Below are 14,272 nucleotides of genomic sequence, written 5' to 3'. Positions count from 1 at the left end.
CTGCTTGAAGAAGGGCGCGATCGCCACCACATTTGGTGGTACAAAAACTTTCAAAAGGATTTTCCATATGGCAACCGTGAAGGTCGACAAGAGCAACTTCCAGGCTGACGTGCTTGACGCCAACGTACCGGTCGTCGTCGATTTCTGGGCGGAATGGTGCGGCCCCTGCAAGCAGATCGCTCCGGCGCTCGAAGACATCGCCACCGAACTCGGCGCCAAGGTCAAGATCGCCAAGCTGAACATCGACGAGAATCCCGAGCTTGCCGCCCAGTTCGGCGTGCGCTCGATCCCGACGCTGATGATCTTCAAGGGCGGCGAAATGGCCGACATGAAGGTGGGTGCGGCGCCGAAGACCGCGCTGTCGCACTGGATCAATGGCAACCTCGCCTGACCTGTCTGAAATTCCTGATATCAAGCCCGGCCTCGCGCCGGGCTTTTTGTTGGCGTCATTGGTAACAGGCTCTGGCCCTCACATCCGGGCGATCCATGTCTTCTGTTGGCAGCGCAAGCAGGGAGAAATGATATGACCGGATCCGCCAAGGCCACCGTCTTCATCGACAATGAGCGCGTCATCGTCACCGAATACCGCTTCCAGCCGGGCGACAATACCGGCTGGCATCGCCATGGCCATGACTATGTCGTGGTGCCGCTGATGGACGGCAAGGTGAAGCTGGTGACCAAGGATGGCGAGAACTTCGCCGAGATGAAGAAGGGCGCACCCTATTTCCGCAAGGAAGGCGTCGAGCACGACGTGATCAGCGCCAATGAGGGTGAATACGCCTTCATCGAGATCGAGCTGAAGTGATGGCGTGCCATCATCTGCCATCTTGATGGCAGGGGCAGGAAAGGCTATATCTTTTCAAAAGGGAGTTTGAAATGGCCGAACCCCAGCTTTCCGTCCGCAGCGCAAAAGCACGTGATCTTGCGCATCGACTCGCTCGTCGCGAAAACCGCTCAATAGCTGATATCGTCGAACGCGCGCTTGAATCCTATGAGATTCGCGAGGCCGGGCGAGAACCGGCATCCGCCTTCTACTCCCGCCTGACGGCAAGCGTTGGCGTCGACATCGATCTGGAAAAAATCATCCGGGAAAACCGCAAGGTCCATACAGGGCCGGAGCTTTGATTTTCGTCGACACCAATGTGATTTCTGAGAGCCTTGGAAAGGCGCCTGACGCGGCTGTCATGGCTTGGCTGGTTCGCAACGATACCGAACTGGCGCTTCCCACGGTGGCGATTGCCGAAATCGCTTTCGGTATCCAAAAGATACGACCTGACGAGCGTGCCGATCGCCTGGAGCAAGGTCTCTCCCAATGGCGCCATCGCTTTGCCGGTCGCATTTTTGGGCTGACGGAGGAGGCGGCTCTGGCTTATGGCGAGATTATGGGAACGGCGACGCGCAAGGGCCGGGGCATGTCGGCACCCGATGGCATGATTGCAGCGATAGCGCGCGTGAATGGCGGTCGGCTGGCAACGCGTAACCTGAACGACTTCGGCCCGGCCAACCTCGAGCTGATCTCACCTTGGGATTTCTAATGCATGTCGCCCAAAAGTGATCTCTGTTTTGGGAAGACGACATGCATAAAAACAATGGCCTAAAGCGGGTCACCTGAATCCGTTCAGACGCGACACGCGTTAGGGCGTTTCACCGTTTCACGGAAAAGGAGGAATGCTCTACCAATCGGCGATGCGGTCGCCGCCGGCGAACTGTGCGCTTTTGCCGGTGTATTCGAACAGCTCGATCTTCACGCCGTTGGGATCGCGGATCCACGCCTGGAAAGTGTCGTCGCAGGCGTGCTTCTTGGCCGTGACGTCGATGCCCTTCGATTTGATGTGATCGATCGCAGCATCGATGTTTTCCACCTCGAGGCAGAAATGGTTGATCTGGTTCTGCTCGGTGTAGGCCGTGCCGTCCTTCTGGAACACCTCGATGTGGCTGCGCCCGCCGCAATTGAGGTAGAACCCGAAAATCTTGCCGTCGCGCAGGAAATTGAACTGCGTATCCAGGCCCAGCACGTCGCGATAGAAGCTTCGCGTTGCCTCCAGGTCATGCGCGAAGATGCAGACGTGAGCGAGCTGCTTGACGTTGATCATGACGGGTTCCTCGCAACTCCGACCTCAGGTCGGCGGAGTGCCGTTCTCGGCCAGCACCGCGCCGGTCAGATACAACGAACCGCTGATCAGGATGCGTGGCGCCGGGCCGTCCCAGGTGTCGCGCAGCAGCATCAGCGCGCTGGCGACGGAACTCACCGGCTCGGCGGTCAGCCCGGCTTCCGTTGCGCGGATCGCCAGTTCGTCGTTAGGCACGCCGGCCTCGCTGAGGCTCACCGGCACCGTGTAGACATGCCGGGCGAGGCCCTTGAAGGCACGGAAATAGCCGCTCTGGTCCTTGGTGTTGATCATGCCCGAGATGAGGAACAGCGGACGCGGGTTCTTCTCTTCCTGCTCGGCCAACGCTTCGGCAACCACCACGCCGGCGCCCGGATTGTGGCCACCGTCGAGCCAGATGTCGGCGCCCTTGGGTGCCAGTTCGGCCAGCCGGCCCTGCATCAGCTTCTGCATGCGGCCGGGCCAGGCGACATTGATCATCGCCTTTTCGGCGGCGCGATGGCTGATCTCGAAACCGGCCGCCTTGACCGCGGCGATCGCCGCCGCCGCATTGGCGAACTGGTGGCGTCCGGGCAGCCTGGGCGGCGGCAGGTCCATCAAGCCGTCTTCGTCCTGGTAGACCATGCGGCCGTTTTCCTCGAAGGCAAGGAAATCCTGGCCGTAGACGAAGGTGGGGCATTCAAGCCGCTCGGCGGTTTCGATCAGCACCTGCAGCGCCGTCTCGCTCTCCTGCGCGCCGATGACCACCGGACAGCCGGGCTTGATGATGCCGGCCTTTTCGGCCGCGATCAGTTCGACACGGTCGCCGAGATAGGCCTCGTGGTCGAGCGACACCGGCATGATCACCGACACGGCGGGCTCCTTGACGACATTGGTCGCGTCGAAGCGGCCGCCGAGCCCGACCTCGATGATGGCGGCGTCGGCCTGGTGTTCGGAAAACAAGAGGAAGGTGACTGCGGTGAGAATCTCGAAGACGGTGATCTTCTCGCCCTCATTGGCCCTGGCGGCACGGGCAATAGCATCGGCGAAAACCCTGTCTTCGACCAGCCTGCCGCCGCCATCGGCGGCCAGCCGGTAACGCTCATGCCAGTTGACCAGATGCGGCGAGGTATGGACATGGACGCGGTAGTCCGCGGCCTCGAGCAGGGCGCGCGAAAAGGCGGCGCACGAGCCTTTGCCGTTGGTGCCGGCGATGTGGATGACCGGGGGCAGCCGATCCTGCGGATTGTCAAGCCGCTCCAGCAGCCGCGAAATGCGGTCGAGCGAAAGGTCGAAGCCTTTCGGATGAAGTGCCATCAGGGCTTCGATTTCGCGGTCGGCGGCAAGCGTCGTCATGGGTAGAATCCTAGCGCATGAGCCTGAAAACCAGAATCGTTTCGGATGGCCATGGCAATCAAAAGCTACAGCGCGCCGAAGCCCTCGTGCAATCGCGGTCGCGGCGCCTCGTGTCGCTTCAGGCTTGCGGCCGAGCTTCCGCGGCGACCGCCGCCGGCGGCAGGATTTCCGGCTCCAGCGGCTTTTGCTCCTCCGGCAGCTTGAGCAGCATCTTGAGCAGCCGCGATATGGTTTCGCGCAGCTCCAGCCGCGACACCACCATGTCGACCATGCCGTGCTCCATCAGATATTCGGAGCGCTGGAAGCCGTCGGGCAATTTCTCGCGGATCGTCTGTTCGATGACGCGCGGTCCGGCAAAGCCGATCAGCGCGCCGGGCTCGGCAATGTGCACGTCGCCCAGCATGGCGTAGGAGGCGGTCACGCCGCCCGTGGTCGGGTTGGTCAAAACGACGATATAGGGCAGGCCGGCTTCCTTCAGCCGGTCGACACCGATCGTTGTCCGCGGCAATTGCATCAGGGACAAAATACCTTCCTGCATGCGGGCGCCGCCGGAAGCGGCGAACAGGATCAGCGGCCGCTTGCGCTGCAGGGCCACTTCGAAGCCATGCACGATGGCGTCGCCGGCAGCCATGCCGAGCGAGCCGCCCATGAAGGCGAAGTCCTGCACCGTGACCACCACCGGCAGACCCTCGACGGTGCCCAGCGCATTGATGATCGCGTCCTCAAGGCCGGTCTTGGCCTTGGCGTCCTTCAACCGGTCGACATAGCGCTTCTCGTCGCGGAATTTCAGCGGATCCTGCATCACCTTGGGGTTGTCCAGGGTCTCGTATTTGCCGCCATCGAAGAAGAATCTCAGCCGCTCCTTGGCCGAAATCTTCATATGATGGCCGGACGAGGGAATGACGAACTGGTTGGATTCCAGGTCCTTGTGGAACACCATCTCGCCGGTCTCCGGATCCTTGATCCAGAGGTTCTCGGGCATGTCGGTGCGCCGGCCGAGCATCGAATTGATCTTCGGGCGAACGTAATTGGTGATCCAGTTCATCGCTTCGGCTCCTGTCCTGACGAAGAGTTAGTGCATGTCGCCTAAAAGTGGAAACCGGTTTTGGGATAACGACATGCGCAAAAGCTGAGGTAGGAGAACTATTCGGCAGCAGCAAGGCGGGCCGAACGCACGCCTTGCGCAAGGCCGCTGACCAGCGTGGCGACGGCTTCGGCCGGATCGGCGGTCTTTTCGCCCTTCGGTCCCAGCACATTGGCTACCGCATTGACGATCGCGGTGCCGACGACCACGCCGTCGGCATTGGCGCCGATCACCCGGGCCTGCTCGGCGGTCTTGACGCCGAAGCCGACGCAGACCGGCAGGTCGGTATGGCCCTTGATGCGCTTGACCGCCGCCGCCACCTTGCCGGTGTCGGCCAGCGCCGAGCCGGTGATGCCGGTCATCGAGACGTAATAGACGAAGCCCGACGTGTTCTGCAGCACCTTGGGCAGGCGCTTGTCGTCGGTGGTGGGTGTGGCCAGCCGGATGAAATTGATGCCGGCTTTCAGCGCCGGAATGCACAGTTCCTCGTCCATCTCCGGAGGCAGGTCGACGACGATCAGCCCGTCGATGCCGCTGGCGATCGCGTCCTTGAGGAAGCGGTCGACGCCATAGATGTAGATCGGATTGTAGTAGCCCATCAGCACGATCGGCGTCTCATTGTCGCCGGTCCGGAAGTCGGCTGCCATCTTCAGCGTCTTGACCAGCGTCTGGCCGCCTTTCAGCGCCCTGAGACCCGCCGCCTGGATTGCCGGGCCGTCGGCCATCGGATCGGAGAACGGCATGCCGAGCTCGATGATGTCGGCGCCAGCCTTGGGCAGTGCCTTCATGATCGACAAAGAGGTGTCGTAGTCCGGGTCGCCGCCCATGAAATAGGTGACGAGCGCCGGGCGGCCTTCGGCTTTCAGTTTTGCCATGCGGCGGTCGATGCGGGTCACCATGATCAGATCTCCATGCCCAGCATCGAAGCCACCGTGTGCACGTCCTTGTCGCCACGGCCGGACAGGTTGACGATGACGATCTGGTCCTTGTCCATGGCGGGCACGATCTTCACCGCATGCGCAATGGCATGCGCGGATTCCAGCGCCGGGATGATGCCTTCGACGCGCGTCGTCAGCTTGAAGGCCTCCAGCGCTTCGTCATCGAGGATCGGCACGTATTCAACGCGGCCTGAATCGCGCAGCCAGGAATGCTCCGGCCCGACGCCGGGATAGTCGAGGCCGGCCGAGATCGAATGCCCGTCCATGATCTGGCCGTCGGCGTTCTGCAGGAGATAGGTGCGGTTGCCATGCAGCACGCCCGGCGCGCCGGCATTCATCGAGGCGCAATGCTCGATGCCGTCGAGACCGCGTCCCCCGGCCTCGATGCCGATGATGCGAACCTCCTTGTCGTCGAGGAAAGGATGGAACAGGCCGATGGCGTTCGAACCGCCGCCGACAGCAGCGATGATGGTGTCGGGCAGCCGGCCTTCCTGCTCGAGGATCTGCGCCCGCGCTTCGATGCCGATCACCGATTGGAAGTCGCGCACCAGCTCCGGATAGGGATGCGGGCCGGCGGCGGTGCCGATCAGGTAATAGGTGTCCTCGACATTGGTCACCCAGTCGCGCAACGCCTCGTTCATGGCGTCCTTCAGCGTGCCGTGACCAGCGGTCACCGGCCGCACTTCGGCGCCCAGCAGCTTCATGCGGAAGACATTGGGGCTTTGCCGGACGACGTCGGTGGCGCCCATATAGACGACGCAGGGAAAGCCGAATCGGGCCGCAACCGTGGCTGAGGCCACGCCATGCTGGCCGGCACCGGTCTCGGCGATGATGCGCTTCTTGCCCATGCGCTTGGCCAGCAGGATCTGGCCGAGGCAATTGTTGATCTTGTGCGAACCGGTGTGGTTCAGATCCTCGCGCTTGAAATAGACCTTTGCGCCGCCCCCGATGCCCTTCGCCGAGGAAACCTCACGAAGATGCCTGGTCAGCCCCTCGGCGAAATAAAGCTTCGACGGCCGTCCGGCATAGTGGGTCGACAGGTCAGTCAGCTCGGCCCTGAAATCCGCATCGTTCTTGACCTCGTTCCAGTGCCGCTCCAGATCGAGGATCAGCGGCATCAGCGTTTCGGCAACGAAACGACCGCCGAAAATGCCGAACATGCCCTGTTCGTCGGGCCCAGTGCGGAAGGAATTGGGTGTCGCCGGCTTGTTCATCGCCGATCTCCTGGCTTGTCGTTTACAGCACGCTCAGGCTGCGCAGGTGTTCCGCGCGGCCCTGACGGCCCGGAAAAACTGTTCGATCAGCGCCGGATCCTTGATGCCCGGCGCGCTTTCCACGCCTGAGGAAATGTCTATTCCGGGCGGGTCGGCAAGCCGAAGGGCATCGCCGATATTGGCGGCGTTGAGCCCACCGGAAAGCATGTAATCGACGCTGCCGTCAAGGCCGGCGAGGATGTGCCAGTCGAAGGCCACACCATTGCCGCCCGGCAGCTCTGAGCCTTTCGGCGGCTTGGCGTCGAACAGGAACCGGTCGGCTATGCCGATGAACGGCTTTATCCGTTCGAGATCGGCGGCCTCGCTGAGCGGCAGCGCCTTCATCACCGGCAGGCCATAGCGGGCTTTGACCTCGGCGACGCGCTCGGGCGTTTCCGCACCATGCAGCTGCAGCATGTCAGGCTGCATTTTAGCAACGATTTCATCAAGGAAGGCGTCGCTGGTATCGACGGCGACGGCAACCGCCATCGCCTTGCCGCGCGCAGTCTCGCGCAGACGGCCAGCCTCGGCAGGTTCGACATAGCGCGGGCTTTTGGCGAAGAAGATAAACCCGACATGGCTGGCGCCGCCGGCCAGCGCCGCGGCCATTGCCCCGTCGGTCTTCAAGCCGCAGATCTTGATGTCGAGTGCCATGGCGCGGGAATTGGCATGAAAAGCGAAAAGAGTCGAGAAAAAGCGTGCTGTTTGCCGGCACGGCCAAAGGCGCTACCTATGGATGGACAGGAGCAAGGCGGGGAGAGCACGATCATGACCGACAGGACAATTGCCGAACTCAGGCAGAAGATAGCGCAGGCGCGCGAGGTCATCGCGCACCTGCTCGGCAAGGCTGCCTTCAATGGCGCCGAAGCGCACCGGGCGCTCGATTATTTCGGCGGCGATGAATTCGACGGCAATTTCCTGCCGTGGCCGCATCATGGCGATGAGGGGTTGCGGCCGGAAGAGCTTAATGCGGCGAATGACGACTGAATTTCGTCATCCTAGGGCGGAGCGACGCGAAGCGGAGCGCAGACCCTAGGATCCATGCCGTGACATCCACCGAAGGATGCGGCGGTGGAGAATGAACGCGTTGCTGAAAAGGTCGTTTTGTTCTGGCGGATATCCGAGACCTGCACCGTTGCGGCGCTCGTGCGTCACGGCATGGATCCCAGGGTCTGCGCCGCGTCGCTTCGCTCCTTGCTCCGCCCTAGGATGACGACGTTGGAGATAGCTTCGCCAATCTCCAACGGTCGCGCGAGTAGCCTACTGCGCTCGACGTGCCGCTCGGCTGCCGCCTACTCGAACATGATCGCCTGCAGCGCACCGCCATTGCGCTTCAGCCAGTCCTTGCAGCGATCGGTGTCGGGGCAGAGCTTTTCGCACAATTTCCAGAATTTCGGACCATGGTTCATCTCCTTGAGATGCGCCACTTCATGCGCCACAAGGTAGTTGATGACCGGCGACGGCGCCATCATGATGCGCCAGGAGAAGGACAGATTGCCTTCGGAGGTGCAGGAGCCCCAGCGGCTCGACGTGTCCTTGAAGCGGACGGCCTTGGCGCGTTTGCCCAACGCCTGGGTGTGCTTGAGCACCAGCTTCTCGATGTCCTTCTTGGCCTCGCGCTTGAGGAAGTCGGCGATGCGGCGCGGTAGGTGTATGCGATCGCCGTGCACGATCAGCAGCGGGCCGCGCTCATCGCTCGACACCGTCACGGTCCCGCGCTTTGATGGTTCATGGACGATGCGGTGCGCCACGCCGCGCACCGGGATCCTGATACCTGGCCGCACCTGCGGCCGCGTCGGCACCTTGGCCAGTCGCTGCTCCAGCCAGTCCTGGTGCCGCTCGAGGAACCTGTCCACCTCGCCGCGGCGCAGGCCTGGCGGCACGGTGATGCGCAGACCCTGGCCGCCTGAATCGATGCGCAGCGTCATTCGGCGCGCCCTGGCGCTCTCGACGATCTTGAGCGGCAGCGTGCGGCCGGCGACGCAATATTCGCGTTCCACGACAGGCGTGGGCTTGGGCTTTGTCAGATTGCGAAAGAAGCCGAGAGTCATGGCGGGACGATACGCGATTCGAGAAAAACGACTAGAACAAAAAAGAAACGGCGCCGCTCGCGCGACGCCGTCGTCATACCTTGGCCTGTCCTACAGCGCCGCGCGACCTCTGGGACGCGCAAAGGACGCTGTAGCACTCTAAGTTGGCGCATGATCCTTTCCGAAAACCGGTTCCGGTTTTCGGGGTCATGCGTCGGGCGTCAGTCGTCAAGCAGGTTCGAACCCTTGCCACGCTTGGTGGTCGTCGTTCCGGCGCCCGGATCGGCCTTCGTCGGAGCCGTCGACTTGTTGCGGTTGGCCATGAACCGGTCGAACTCGTCCTGGTCCTTGGCGCGGCGCAATTCGCGGGCATACTCGTCGAACTGGGTCAGCATCTCGTCGAGCTTGCGACGCTCTTCGTTCAGGCGCTCCAGTTCCTTTTCGCGCCAGTCGTCGAAAGCGACGTTGCCGGTGCGGGCGGAGCCATTGCCCCAGCGCGCGGCCTTGTCGGAACCGCGGCGGCATCCGGCGAAGATGCCGTCGGTCGCGCGGTTGACGTCACGCTTGAAGCCATCGAGGCGGTCGCCCCAAATGATGTAGGCGAGCATGGCGAAGCCGAGTGGCCAGAACACCATGAAACCCACAACCATCAACGCGATGGTTGCCGGCGTCCAGGCCGGACGGATCAATGCGGATGTGTTCATTTTCTCCCATTCCTTCGGTTGGAGACAGCCAAACCCGGCTGCGTGGAATCGAAATGGGAAGAGAAAAACGGCGATTCAAGACAATGTCCGCCAAATCCGGACAAGCATCTGAAATGATTATCGCTTTTTGATCATATCGAGGGAAAGCACGACCAACCCGGCAATCAGGCCCCAGAATGCGGCGCCAACGCCGAACAGCGTCAGGCCCGACGCGGTGACGACAAAGGTGACGGTGGCGGCCATGCGATCCGCCTCTTCCTTCAGCGCGATAGACAGCGCGTTGGCGAGCGACGCCATCAGCGCCAGGCCTGCCACCAGCACGATCAGGCTCTGCGGCAGCACCGCGAAGATCGCCACCAGCGAAGCGCCGAAAATAGCAAAGATGAGATAGGCGAGCGCATAGAACGGCCCGGTCTTCCAGCGCTCGGCGGGATCGGGGTGGACGTCCGGTCCGGTGCAGATCGCCGCCGAGATCGCCGCCAGATTGGTCGTCGAGCCGCCGAACGGCGCCGAGAGCAGCGAAAACAGGCCCGTGACACCGATCAGCGGGCCGGGCTCCGGGTGATAGCCGGCGGCGCGCAGCACGGCGAGGCCGGACAGGTTTTGCGACGCCATGGTGACGAGATAGAGCGGCAGTGCCAGGCCGATCACCGCCTTGGTGGTGAAGTCAGGCGCAATCAGCGTCAGCGTCGACAGTTCCGGTGTCGGCAGGCCACCGACACGGCCGGTGAGGAAAGCGGCGAGGCCACCGCCGATCAGAACCGCCAGCACCGACAGCGCCGGGTTGAACAGCCTGATAACGAAGAAGACGGCGATCAGCGGCAGGATCAGCCACGGGTCGATCGGAATGGTCTTCACCGCATTGAGCGCGAAGGTGACGACGATGCCGGCCAGCATGCCCGAGGCGACGGAGGGCGGTATCCTCGAGATCAGCTTGGTCAGGGGCCGAAACAGCCCTGTGGCGATCAGAAGGACGCCGGTGACGATGAAGGCGGCGACGGCCTCGCTCATCGAAAAGCCGCTCGATGCCGCGATCAGCGCCAGGCCCGGCGTCGACCAGGCGGTGATGACAGGCATTTTCGTGCGCCATGACAGCCACAGGCTCTCGATCGCCATGGCCAGGCAGATCGTCGTCACCCAGCTTGCCGTCTCGATCTGCGTCGCACCGACTGCGGTGGCGGCTGCGATGACGATGGCCAGCGTGCCGCCGAAGCCGACGATCGCCGCGACGAAGGCGGATATCGGGATGGAAAGGCGCATCAGTTTCCCCTCTGCGCCATCGCATCGACGGCCCGCACCAGCATGTCGAGATCTTGGGGTCGCGACAAGCGATGGTCGCCGTCGGGGATCAATGACAGTGTCACGTCGTCGGCGGGCAGCAAGCTGACCAGCTTCAGTGCGTGGCTTGCAGGCACGTCCGCATCGGCCAGGCCCTGCAGGATGTGCACCGGGCAATGGGTGTCGATCGGGCCTGTCATAACCCGGTTGTAGCGCCCGTCCTCGATCAGGGCGCGGGTGTAGATGTAGGGTTCCGTGGAATAGTCCGACGGCTCTTCGAAGAAACCTTTTTTGGCGAGATCGCGCTTCTGCGCCTTGGTCAGCACCGGTTCGACCAGGTCGGCGGTGAAATCCGGGGCTGGCGCCAGCAGCACCATGCCGGCGACGTTGCTATCGCCTGCCTTGCGCAATTCCTGCACCATGCGCAGCGCGATCCAGGCGCCCATCGAGGAGCCGACCAGGATCTGGCTGCCCCGGGTGAAATGCCGGAACACGGCAAGGCTCTGCGCAAGCCATGTCGAAATCGTGCCGTCGGCAAAGGCGCCGCCGGATTCGCCATGGCCAGAATAATCGTGGCGCAGGAAGGCGCGGCCTTCTTTCGCCGCCCAGTCCGTCAGCGTCTGCGCCTTCGTGCCCAGCATGTCCGACTTGTAGCCGCCGAGCCAGACGATGCCTGGCGCAGAGCCAGCAGTATGGCGCACCGCGATGCGCGATCCATCTACATCCAGAAAGATTGGGGGCGTAGCAGTCATGGCTTTTCCTCAACGCGGGTCTTGTGACACAGCCGGTGGCGTGGCGAAAAGTGCTCACGATGTTGTTTGTTTGGTGCAGAGCAGCGATCAGGGTGATTTTCTGTCAATGCTGTGCTATTGACTCCGCCCGCGCGCTCACCACATTGCGCGTCCACGCATCAACACTGACGAACCTGAACGAAACGGCCAAGGAGACCACGACCATTCGCAGACCTTTCAAAGCAGCGGCGCCGACCAAGGATGGCCCGCGCTCCAACCGTGACATCCGGGTTCCCCGGGTCCAGCTTATCGACGCCGATGGCCAGAACCGCGGCGATATTTCCATCAACGATGCGTTGCTGCTCGCCGAAGAGGCTGGGCTCGATCTCGTCGAGATATCGCCCAATGCGGTGCCCCCCGTCGTCAAGATCCTCGATCTCGGCAAGTTGAAATACGCCAACCAGAAGAAGGCGGCCGAGGCGCGCAAGAACCAGAAGGTCATCGAGATCAAGGAGATCAAGATGCGCCCGAACATCGACAGCCATGACTACGAGACCAAGATGAAGGCGGTTCGCCGCTTCTTCGAGGAAGGCGACAAGGTCAAGCTGACGCTGCGCTTCCGTGGCCGCGAGATGGCGCATATGGAACTCGGCATGCAGCTTCTGAACAAGGTCCGCGAGGAAGTGGCGACGATTGCCAAGGTCGAAGCGGAACCGAAGCTCGAAGGCCGCCAGATGATGATGGTGCTGTCGCCGCGCTAGAGCGATCCCCGTCAAAAGCAAAGGCCGCTTCGGCGGCTTTTGTTTTGTTTTGCCTCCGCCATGATTTCTCCGCAAGTTGCTTCGACAAGGATTCTGGTTGCCGGTCCTCGCGGCGAAAGGATTCTCCCATGACCGCTGCGGCACGTTCTACAAGTGAAATGGGTCGCTATCAGCGGCGCCGGCGCGTCCTGCTGGCGCTGCTAATCGGCGCTTTTTGCGCTTTGCTGATCTTCGGCGGCTCCCCGCACGATGAACTGACCCACGAACGCATAGAGGCGCACGGGATCGCCCTGATACTGATCGGAATCGGCGGCCGGCTCTGGTCGATCCTCTATATCGGCGGCCGCAAGTCGGCCGAAGTGGTTGCAACCGGCCCATATTCGGTGATGCGCAACCCGCTATATTTTTTCTCCACCGTAGCGGCCGTCGGCATTGGCACTCAGACCGGCAGCGCGATCGTCGCGGTAGCGTCGGCGGTTTTGTGCGCGGCCGCGTTCCACATCGTCACGCTGCGCGAGGAACGGCATTTGACGACCGTGCTCGGGGCGCCGTACAAGGACTACGTTGCACGGGTGCCGCGTTTTTTTCCCAATCCCCGGCTTTATCGCGATCAGGCCGAGGTCACCTTCACACCGCGCATCTTCAATCACACGCTGCGCGACGGCTTGATGTTTCTGGTTTCCATACCGTTTTTCGAACTCATCGAGTCCGGACAGGAAAGCGGTGTAATTCCCGTCCTCTTCTGGCTGTATTGAGCTGCGGTAGGCAGTCAAAAGAGGCGACATGCATTAAATCCGCCTGAATTATCCTGCAAGCCGTCCCAACGATCGGCGGGGCCCTGTTTTCTTGGCCAGAAGCTGCGATCGCCGGCAAGTTTTTCGACGATCGGATTCCGCCATGGTCAATGAAATCAAGTCTGCGCCCGTCGAGGCACACGGGCTGGGCAACTACCAGCATATGCGCCGCATGGTGCTTGCGGTGCTGGTGGTGGTGCTGTTTCTGGCACTGCTGTTCGGCCAATCGACGTTTCCGCCTGAAACCTGGGTGCATGAGTCGATCGAAATGTTCGGCGTGCTGCTGATTTTCCTCGGCATCGTCGGGCGCCTTTGGGCGACGCTCTACATAGGCGGGCGCAAATCTTCCGAGGTGGTGACCGGCGGGCCTTACTCGATCACCCGCAACCCACTTTATGTGTTCTCGACCGTGGCCGCGGCGGGCGTCGGCGCCCAGATCGGCTCGTTCTCCGGCATCATCCTCTTTGCGCTGCTGTGCGCGGGTGCCTTCCACATCGTCATCCTGCGCGAAGAGAAGTTCCTCAAGGAAGCGCTCGGCGCGCCGTACCAGGCCTATCTGGAGAAGGTGCCGCGCTTCTTCCCGAAGCTGTCGCTCTACCAGGAGGGCGATACGGGCAGCTTCAAGCCCCGCCTGTTGCTGACCACGCTGCTCGACGGCCTGGTCTTCCTCGTCGCCCTGCCGGCCTTCGAGCTGATAGACGGAGCCCAGCTGTCAGGCATGTTGCCGGTCTGGTTCACGCTGCCCTGACCAAGGACACAGCGCCGCATCTCCACAGGTGTTGCACGCGGGCCGTCTTTGACGTATAGCACCGCCGTTCAAGAAAACCGCCCGGCAGGGCATGCCGTGGCGGTTTCATTTGCTTTTCGGGCTTTGGTCGGCCCGAAGCGAACAAGAAGCGCGATAGTGCGCCAACAATACGGAGTAGCAAAATGCCCAAGATGAAGACCAAATCGGCCGCCAAGAAGCGGTTCAAGATCACAGGTACGGGTAAAGTCCTGTCGGCTGCGGCCGGCAAGCGTCACGGCATGATCAAGCGTTCCAACAAGTTCATTCGAAATGCCCGCGGCACGATGGTTCTGGCTGAACCGGATGGCAAGAAGGTCATCAAGAATTTTCTGCCGAACGGTCTCTAGGGAATGATGCCAAAAAGTTGCAGACTTTTTGGAAAACATCATTCGCCAAAATAAGATCATTCGGTCCGGACACGCATTTGTTTTACGCAATTCCGAACGGAAAACCGCAAGGCACTTTTCCT

19 protein-coding genes are annotated in these 14,272 nt (G+C 61.9%); 9 read left to right on the top strand and 10 right to left on the bottom strand.

The annotated features are described in order from the left end of the window. Nucleotides 1-67: 67 nt before the first annotated feature. From trxA to NKJ00_RS27460, 4 genes are all read left to right on the top strand, one after another. Nucleotides 68-391 carry a thioredoxin gene (trxA, locus tag NKJ00_RS27475; RefSeq protein WP_023810623.1) on the top strand — a complete coding sequence of 108 codons (324 nt, stop codon included), beginning with the start codon at nucleotides 68-70 and terminating at the stop codon, nucleotides 389-391. 132 nt (nucleotides 392-523) lie between these two features. Beyond that, nucleotides 524-805 (top strand): cupin domain-containing protein, encoded by a 282-nt coding sequence (locus NKJ00_RS27470; protein ID WP_023810622.1) that lies wholly within the window; start codon nucleotides 524-526, stop codon nucleotides 803-805. 71 nt (nucleotides 806-876) lie between these two features. Next, nucleotides 877-1,125 carry a plasmid stabilization protein gene (locus tag NKJ00_RS27465; RefSeq protein WP_352440513.1) on the top strand — a complete coding sequence of 83 codons (249 nt, stop codon included), beginning with the start codon at nucleotides 877-879 and terminating at the stop codon, nucleotides 1,123-1,125. Next, the gene (locus NKJ00_RS27460) at nucleotides 1,122-1,535 is read left to right on the top strand and encodes a type II toxin-antitoxin system VapC family toxin (RefSeq protein ID WP_352440512.1); all 414 of its coding nucleotides are present in this window, start codon (nucleotides 1,122-1,124) and stop codon (nucleotides 1,533-1,535) included. The genes NKJ00_RS27465 and NKJ00_RS27460 overlap by 4 nt, the downstream gene beginning before the upstream one ends. Nucleotides 1,536-1,673: 138 nt before the next feature. Here the strand turns inward: NKJ00_RS27460 and NKJ00_RS27455 are convergent, their stop codons facing one another. The 6 genes from NKJ00_RS27455 to NKJ00_RS27430 form a co-directional block, all read right to left on the bottom strand. Then, on the bottom strand, nucleotides 1,674-2,093 hold the full coding sequence (locus tag NKJ00_RS27455; protein WP_352631986.1) for a VOC family protein: 420 nt from the start codon (nucleotides 2,091-2,093) through the stop codon (nucleotides 1,674-1,676). Nucleotides 2,094-2,117: 24 nt separating this feature from the next. Further along, nucleotides 2,118-3,443 carry a bifunctional folylpolyglutamate synthase/dihydrofolate synthase gene (locus tag NKJ00_RS27450; RefSeq protein WP_352440510.1) on the bottom strand — a complete coding sequence of 442 codons (1,326 nt, stop codon included), beginning with the start codon at nucleotides 3,441-3,443 and terminating at the stop codon, nucleotides 2,118-2,120. 118 nt (nucleotides 3,444-3,561) lie between these two features. Further along, a complete protein-coding gene (gene accD, locus NKJ00_RS27445; protein ID WP_023810617.1) occupies nucleotides 3,562-4,488 on the bottom strand; it encodes an acetyl-CoA carboxylase, carboxyltransferase subunit beta in 927 nt (308 codons plus the stop codon). 98 nt (nucleotides 4,489-4,586) lie between these two features. Continuing rightward, on the bottom strand, nucleotides 4,587-5,426 hold the full coding sequence (gene trpA / locus NKJ00_RS27440) for a tryptophan synthase subunit alpha (RefSeq protein ID WP_352611037.1): 840 nt from the start codon (nucleotides 5,424-5,426) through the stop codon (nucleotides 4,587-4,589). A gap of 2 nt (nucleotides 5,427-5,428) precedes the next feature. Next, the gene (gene trpB, locus NKJ00_RS27435) at nucleotides 5,429-6,679 is read right to left on the bottom strand and encodes a tryptophan synthase subunit beta (protein ID WP_352611038.1); all 1,251 of its coding nucleotides are present in this window, start codon (nucleotides 6,677-6,679) and stop codon (nucleotides 5,429-5,431) included. A 33-nt stretch (nucleotides 6,680-6,712) separates the two neighbouring features. Beyond that, the gene (locus tag NKJ00_RS27430; protein WP_352611039.1) at nucleotides 6,713-7,372 is read right to left on the bottom strand and encodes a phosphoribosylanthranilate isomerase; all 660 of its coding nucleotides are present in this window, start codon (nucleotides 7,370-7,372) and stop codon (nucleotides 6,713-6,715) included. A gap of 114 nt (nucleotides 7,373-7,486) precedes the next feature. Between NKJ00_RS27430 and NKJ00_RS27425 the strand changes: the two genes are divergently transcribed. After that, entirely contained in the window at nucleotides 7,487-7,705 is a 219-nt protein-coding gene (locus tag NKJ00_RS27425) for a hypothetical protein (RefSeq protein ID WP_352611040.1), read from the top strand. 305 nt (nucleotides 7,706-8,010) lie between these two features. On the opposite strand, the gene NKJ00_RS27420 is transcribed toward NKJ00_RS27425, so the two are convergent. The 4 genes from NKJ00_RS27420 to NKJ00_RS27405 form a co-directional block, all read right to left on the bottom strand. Then, a complete protein-coding gene (locus NKJ00_RS27420; RefSeq protein WP_352611041.1) occupies nucleotides 8,011-8,769 on the bottom strand; it encodes a M48 family metallopeptidase in 759 nt (252 codons plus the stop codon). Between the two features lie 200 nt (nucleotides 8,770-8,969). Beyond that, nucleotides 8,970-9,452: a DUF2852 domain-containing protein gene (locus NKJ00_RS27415; protein ID WP_352440507.1), complete on the bottom strand. Its 483-nt coding sequence runs from the start codon at nucleotides 9,450-9,452 to the stop codon at nucleotides 8,970-8,972. A 117-nt stretch (nucleotides 9,453-9,569) separates the two neighbouring features. Continuing rightward, the gene (locus NKJ00_RS27410) at nucleotides 9,570-10,712 is read right to left on the bottom strand and encodes a benzoate/H(+) symporter BenE family transporter (RefSeq protein ID WP_023810610.1); all 1,143 of its coding nucleotides are present in this window, start codon (nucleotides 10,710-10,712) and stop codon (nucleotides 9,570-9,572) included. Then, nucleotides 10,712-11,482 (bottom strand): alpha/beta hydrolase, encoded by a 771-nt coding sequence (locus NKJ00_RS27405; RefSeq protein ID WP_023810609.1) that lies wholly within the window; start codon nucleotides 11,480-11,482, stop codon nucleotides 10,712-10,714. Before NKJ00_RS27405 ends, NKJ00_RS27410 begins: the two co-directional genes overlap by 1 nt. A 203-nt stretch (nucleotides 11,483-11,685) precedes the next feature. Here NKJ00_RS27405 and infC point away from each other — a divergent pair, with 203 nt between their 5' ends. From infC to rpmI, 4 genes are all read left to right on the top strand, one after another. Next, on the top strand, nucleotides 11,686-12,222 hold the full coding sequence (infC, locus tag NKJ00_RS27400) for a translation initiation factor IF-3 (protein ID WP_023810608.1): 537 nt from the start codon (nucleotides 11,686-11,688) through the stop codon (nucleotides 12,220-12,222). Nucleotides 12,223-12,350: 128 nt separating this feature from the next. Next, entirely contained in the window at nucleotides 12,351-12,977 is a 627-nt protein-coding gene (locus NKJ00_RS27395; RefSeq protein ID WP_023810607.1) for a methyltransferase family protein, read from the top strand. Nucleotides 12,978-13,119: 142 nt separating this feature from the next. After that, a complete protein-coding gene (locus tag NKJ00_RS27390; protein WP_023810606.1) occupies nucleotides 13,120-13,764 on the top strand; it encodes a methyltransferase family protein in 645 nt (214 codons plus the stop codon). 182 nt (nucleotides 13,765-13,946) lie between these two features. Continuing rightward, nucleotides 13,947-14,150 carry a 50S ribosomal protein L35 gene (gene rpmI, locus NKJ00_RS27385; RefSeq protein WP_006201248.1) on the top strand — a complete coding sequence of 68 codons (204 nt, stop codon included), beginning with the start codon at nucleotides 13,947-13,949 and terminating at the stop codon, nucleotides 14,148-14,150. Nucleotides 14,151-14,272 lie beyond the last annotated feature (122 nt).

The sequence above is a fragment of the Mesorhizobium sp. M0227 genome, assembly GCF_040321855.1.
Lineage (GTDB): Bacteria > Pseudomonadota > Alphaproteobacteria > Rhizobiales > Rhizobiaceae > Mesorhizobium.
This window is presented reverse-complemented; position numbering and strand designations above follow the sequence as displayed.

Excerpts from the sequence above, each read along its gene's own strand:
- NKJ00_RS27430 (WP_352611039.1), bottom strand. The coding sequence starts at position 7,372 with ATGGCACTCGACATCAAGATCTGCGGCTTGAAGACCGACGGGGCAATG.
- NKJ00_RS27415 (WP_352440507.1), bottom strand. The coding sequence starts at position 9,452 with ATGAACACATCCGCATTGATCCGTCCGGCCTGGACGCCGGCAACCATC.
- trpA (WP_352611037.1), bottom strand. The coding sequence starts at position 5,426 with ATGGTGACCCGCATCGACCGCCGCATGGCAAAACTGAAAGCCGAAGGC.
- NKJ00_RS27405 (WP_023810609.1), bottom strand. The coding sequence starts at position 11,482 with ATGACTGCTACGCCCCCAATCTTTCTGGATGTAGATGGATCGCGCATC.
- NKJ00_RS27395 (WP_023810607.1), top strand. The coding sequence starts at position 12,351 with ATGACCGCTGCGGCACGTTCTACAAGTGAAATGGGTCGCTATCAGCGG.
- rpmI (WP_006201248.1), top strand. The coding sequence starts at position 13,947 with ATGCCCAAGATGAAGACCAAATCGGCCGCCAAGAAGCGGTTCAAGATC.
- trpB (WP_352611038.1), bottom strand. The coding sequence starts at position 6,679 with ATGAACAAGCCGGCGACACCCAATTCCTTCCGCACTGGGCCCGACGAA.
- NKJ00_RS27450 (WP_352440510.1), bottom strand. The coding sequence starts at position 3,443 with ATGACGACGCTTGCCGCCGACCGCGAAATCGAAGCCCTGATGGCACTT.
- NKJ00_RS27455 (WP_352631986.1), bottom strand. The coding sequence starts at position 2,093 with ATGATCAACGTCAAGCAGCTCGCTCACGTCTGCATCTTCGCGCATGAC.
- trxA (WP_023810623.1), top strand. The coding sequence starts at position 68 with ATGGCAACCGTGAAGGTCGACAAGAGCAACTTCCAGGCTGACGTGCTT.
- NKJ00_RS27465 (WP_352440513.1), top strand. The coding sequence starts at position 877 with ATGGCCGAACCCCAGCTTTCCGTCCGCAGCGCAAAAGCACGTGATCTT.
- accD (WP_023810617.1), bottom strand. The coding sequence starts at position 4,488 with ATGAACTGGATCACCAATTACGTTCGCCCGAAGATCAATTCGATGCTC.
- NKJ00_RS27420 (WP_352611041.1), bottom strand. The coding sequence starts at position 8,769 with ATGACTCTCGGCTTCTTTCGCAATCTGACAAAGCCCAAGCCCACGCCT.
- NKJ00_RS27470 (WP_023810622.1), top strand. The coding sequence starts at position 524 with ATGACCGGATCCGCCAAGGCCACCGTCTTCATCGACAATGAGCGCGTC.
- NKJ00_RS27410 (WP_023810610.1), bottom strand. The coding sequence starts at position 10,712 with ATGCGCCTTTCCATCCCGATATCCGCCTTCGTCGCGGCGATCGTCGGC.
- NKJ00_RS27425 (WP_352611040.1), top strand. The coding sequence starts at position 7,487 with ATGACCGACAGGACAATTGCCGAACTCAGGCAGAAGATAGCGCAGGCG.
- NKJ00_RS27390 (WP_023810606.1), top strand. The coding sequence starts at position 13,120 with ATGGTCAATGAAATCAAGTCTGCGCCCGTCGAGGCACACGGGCTGGGC.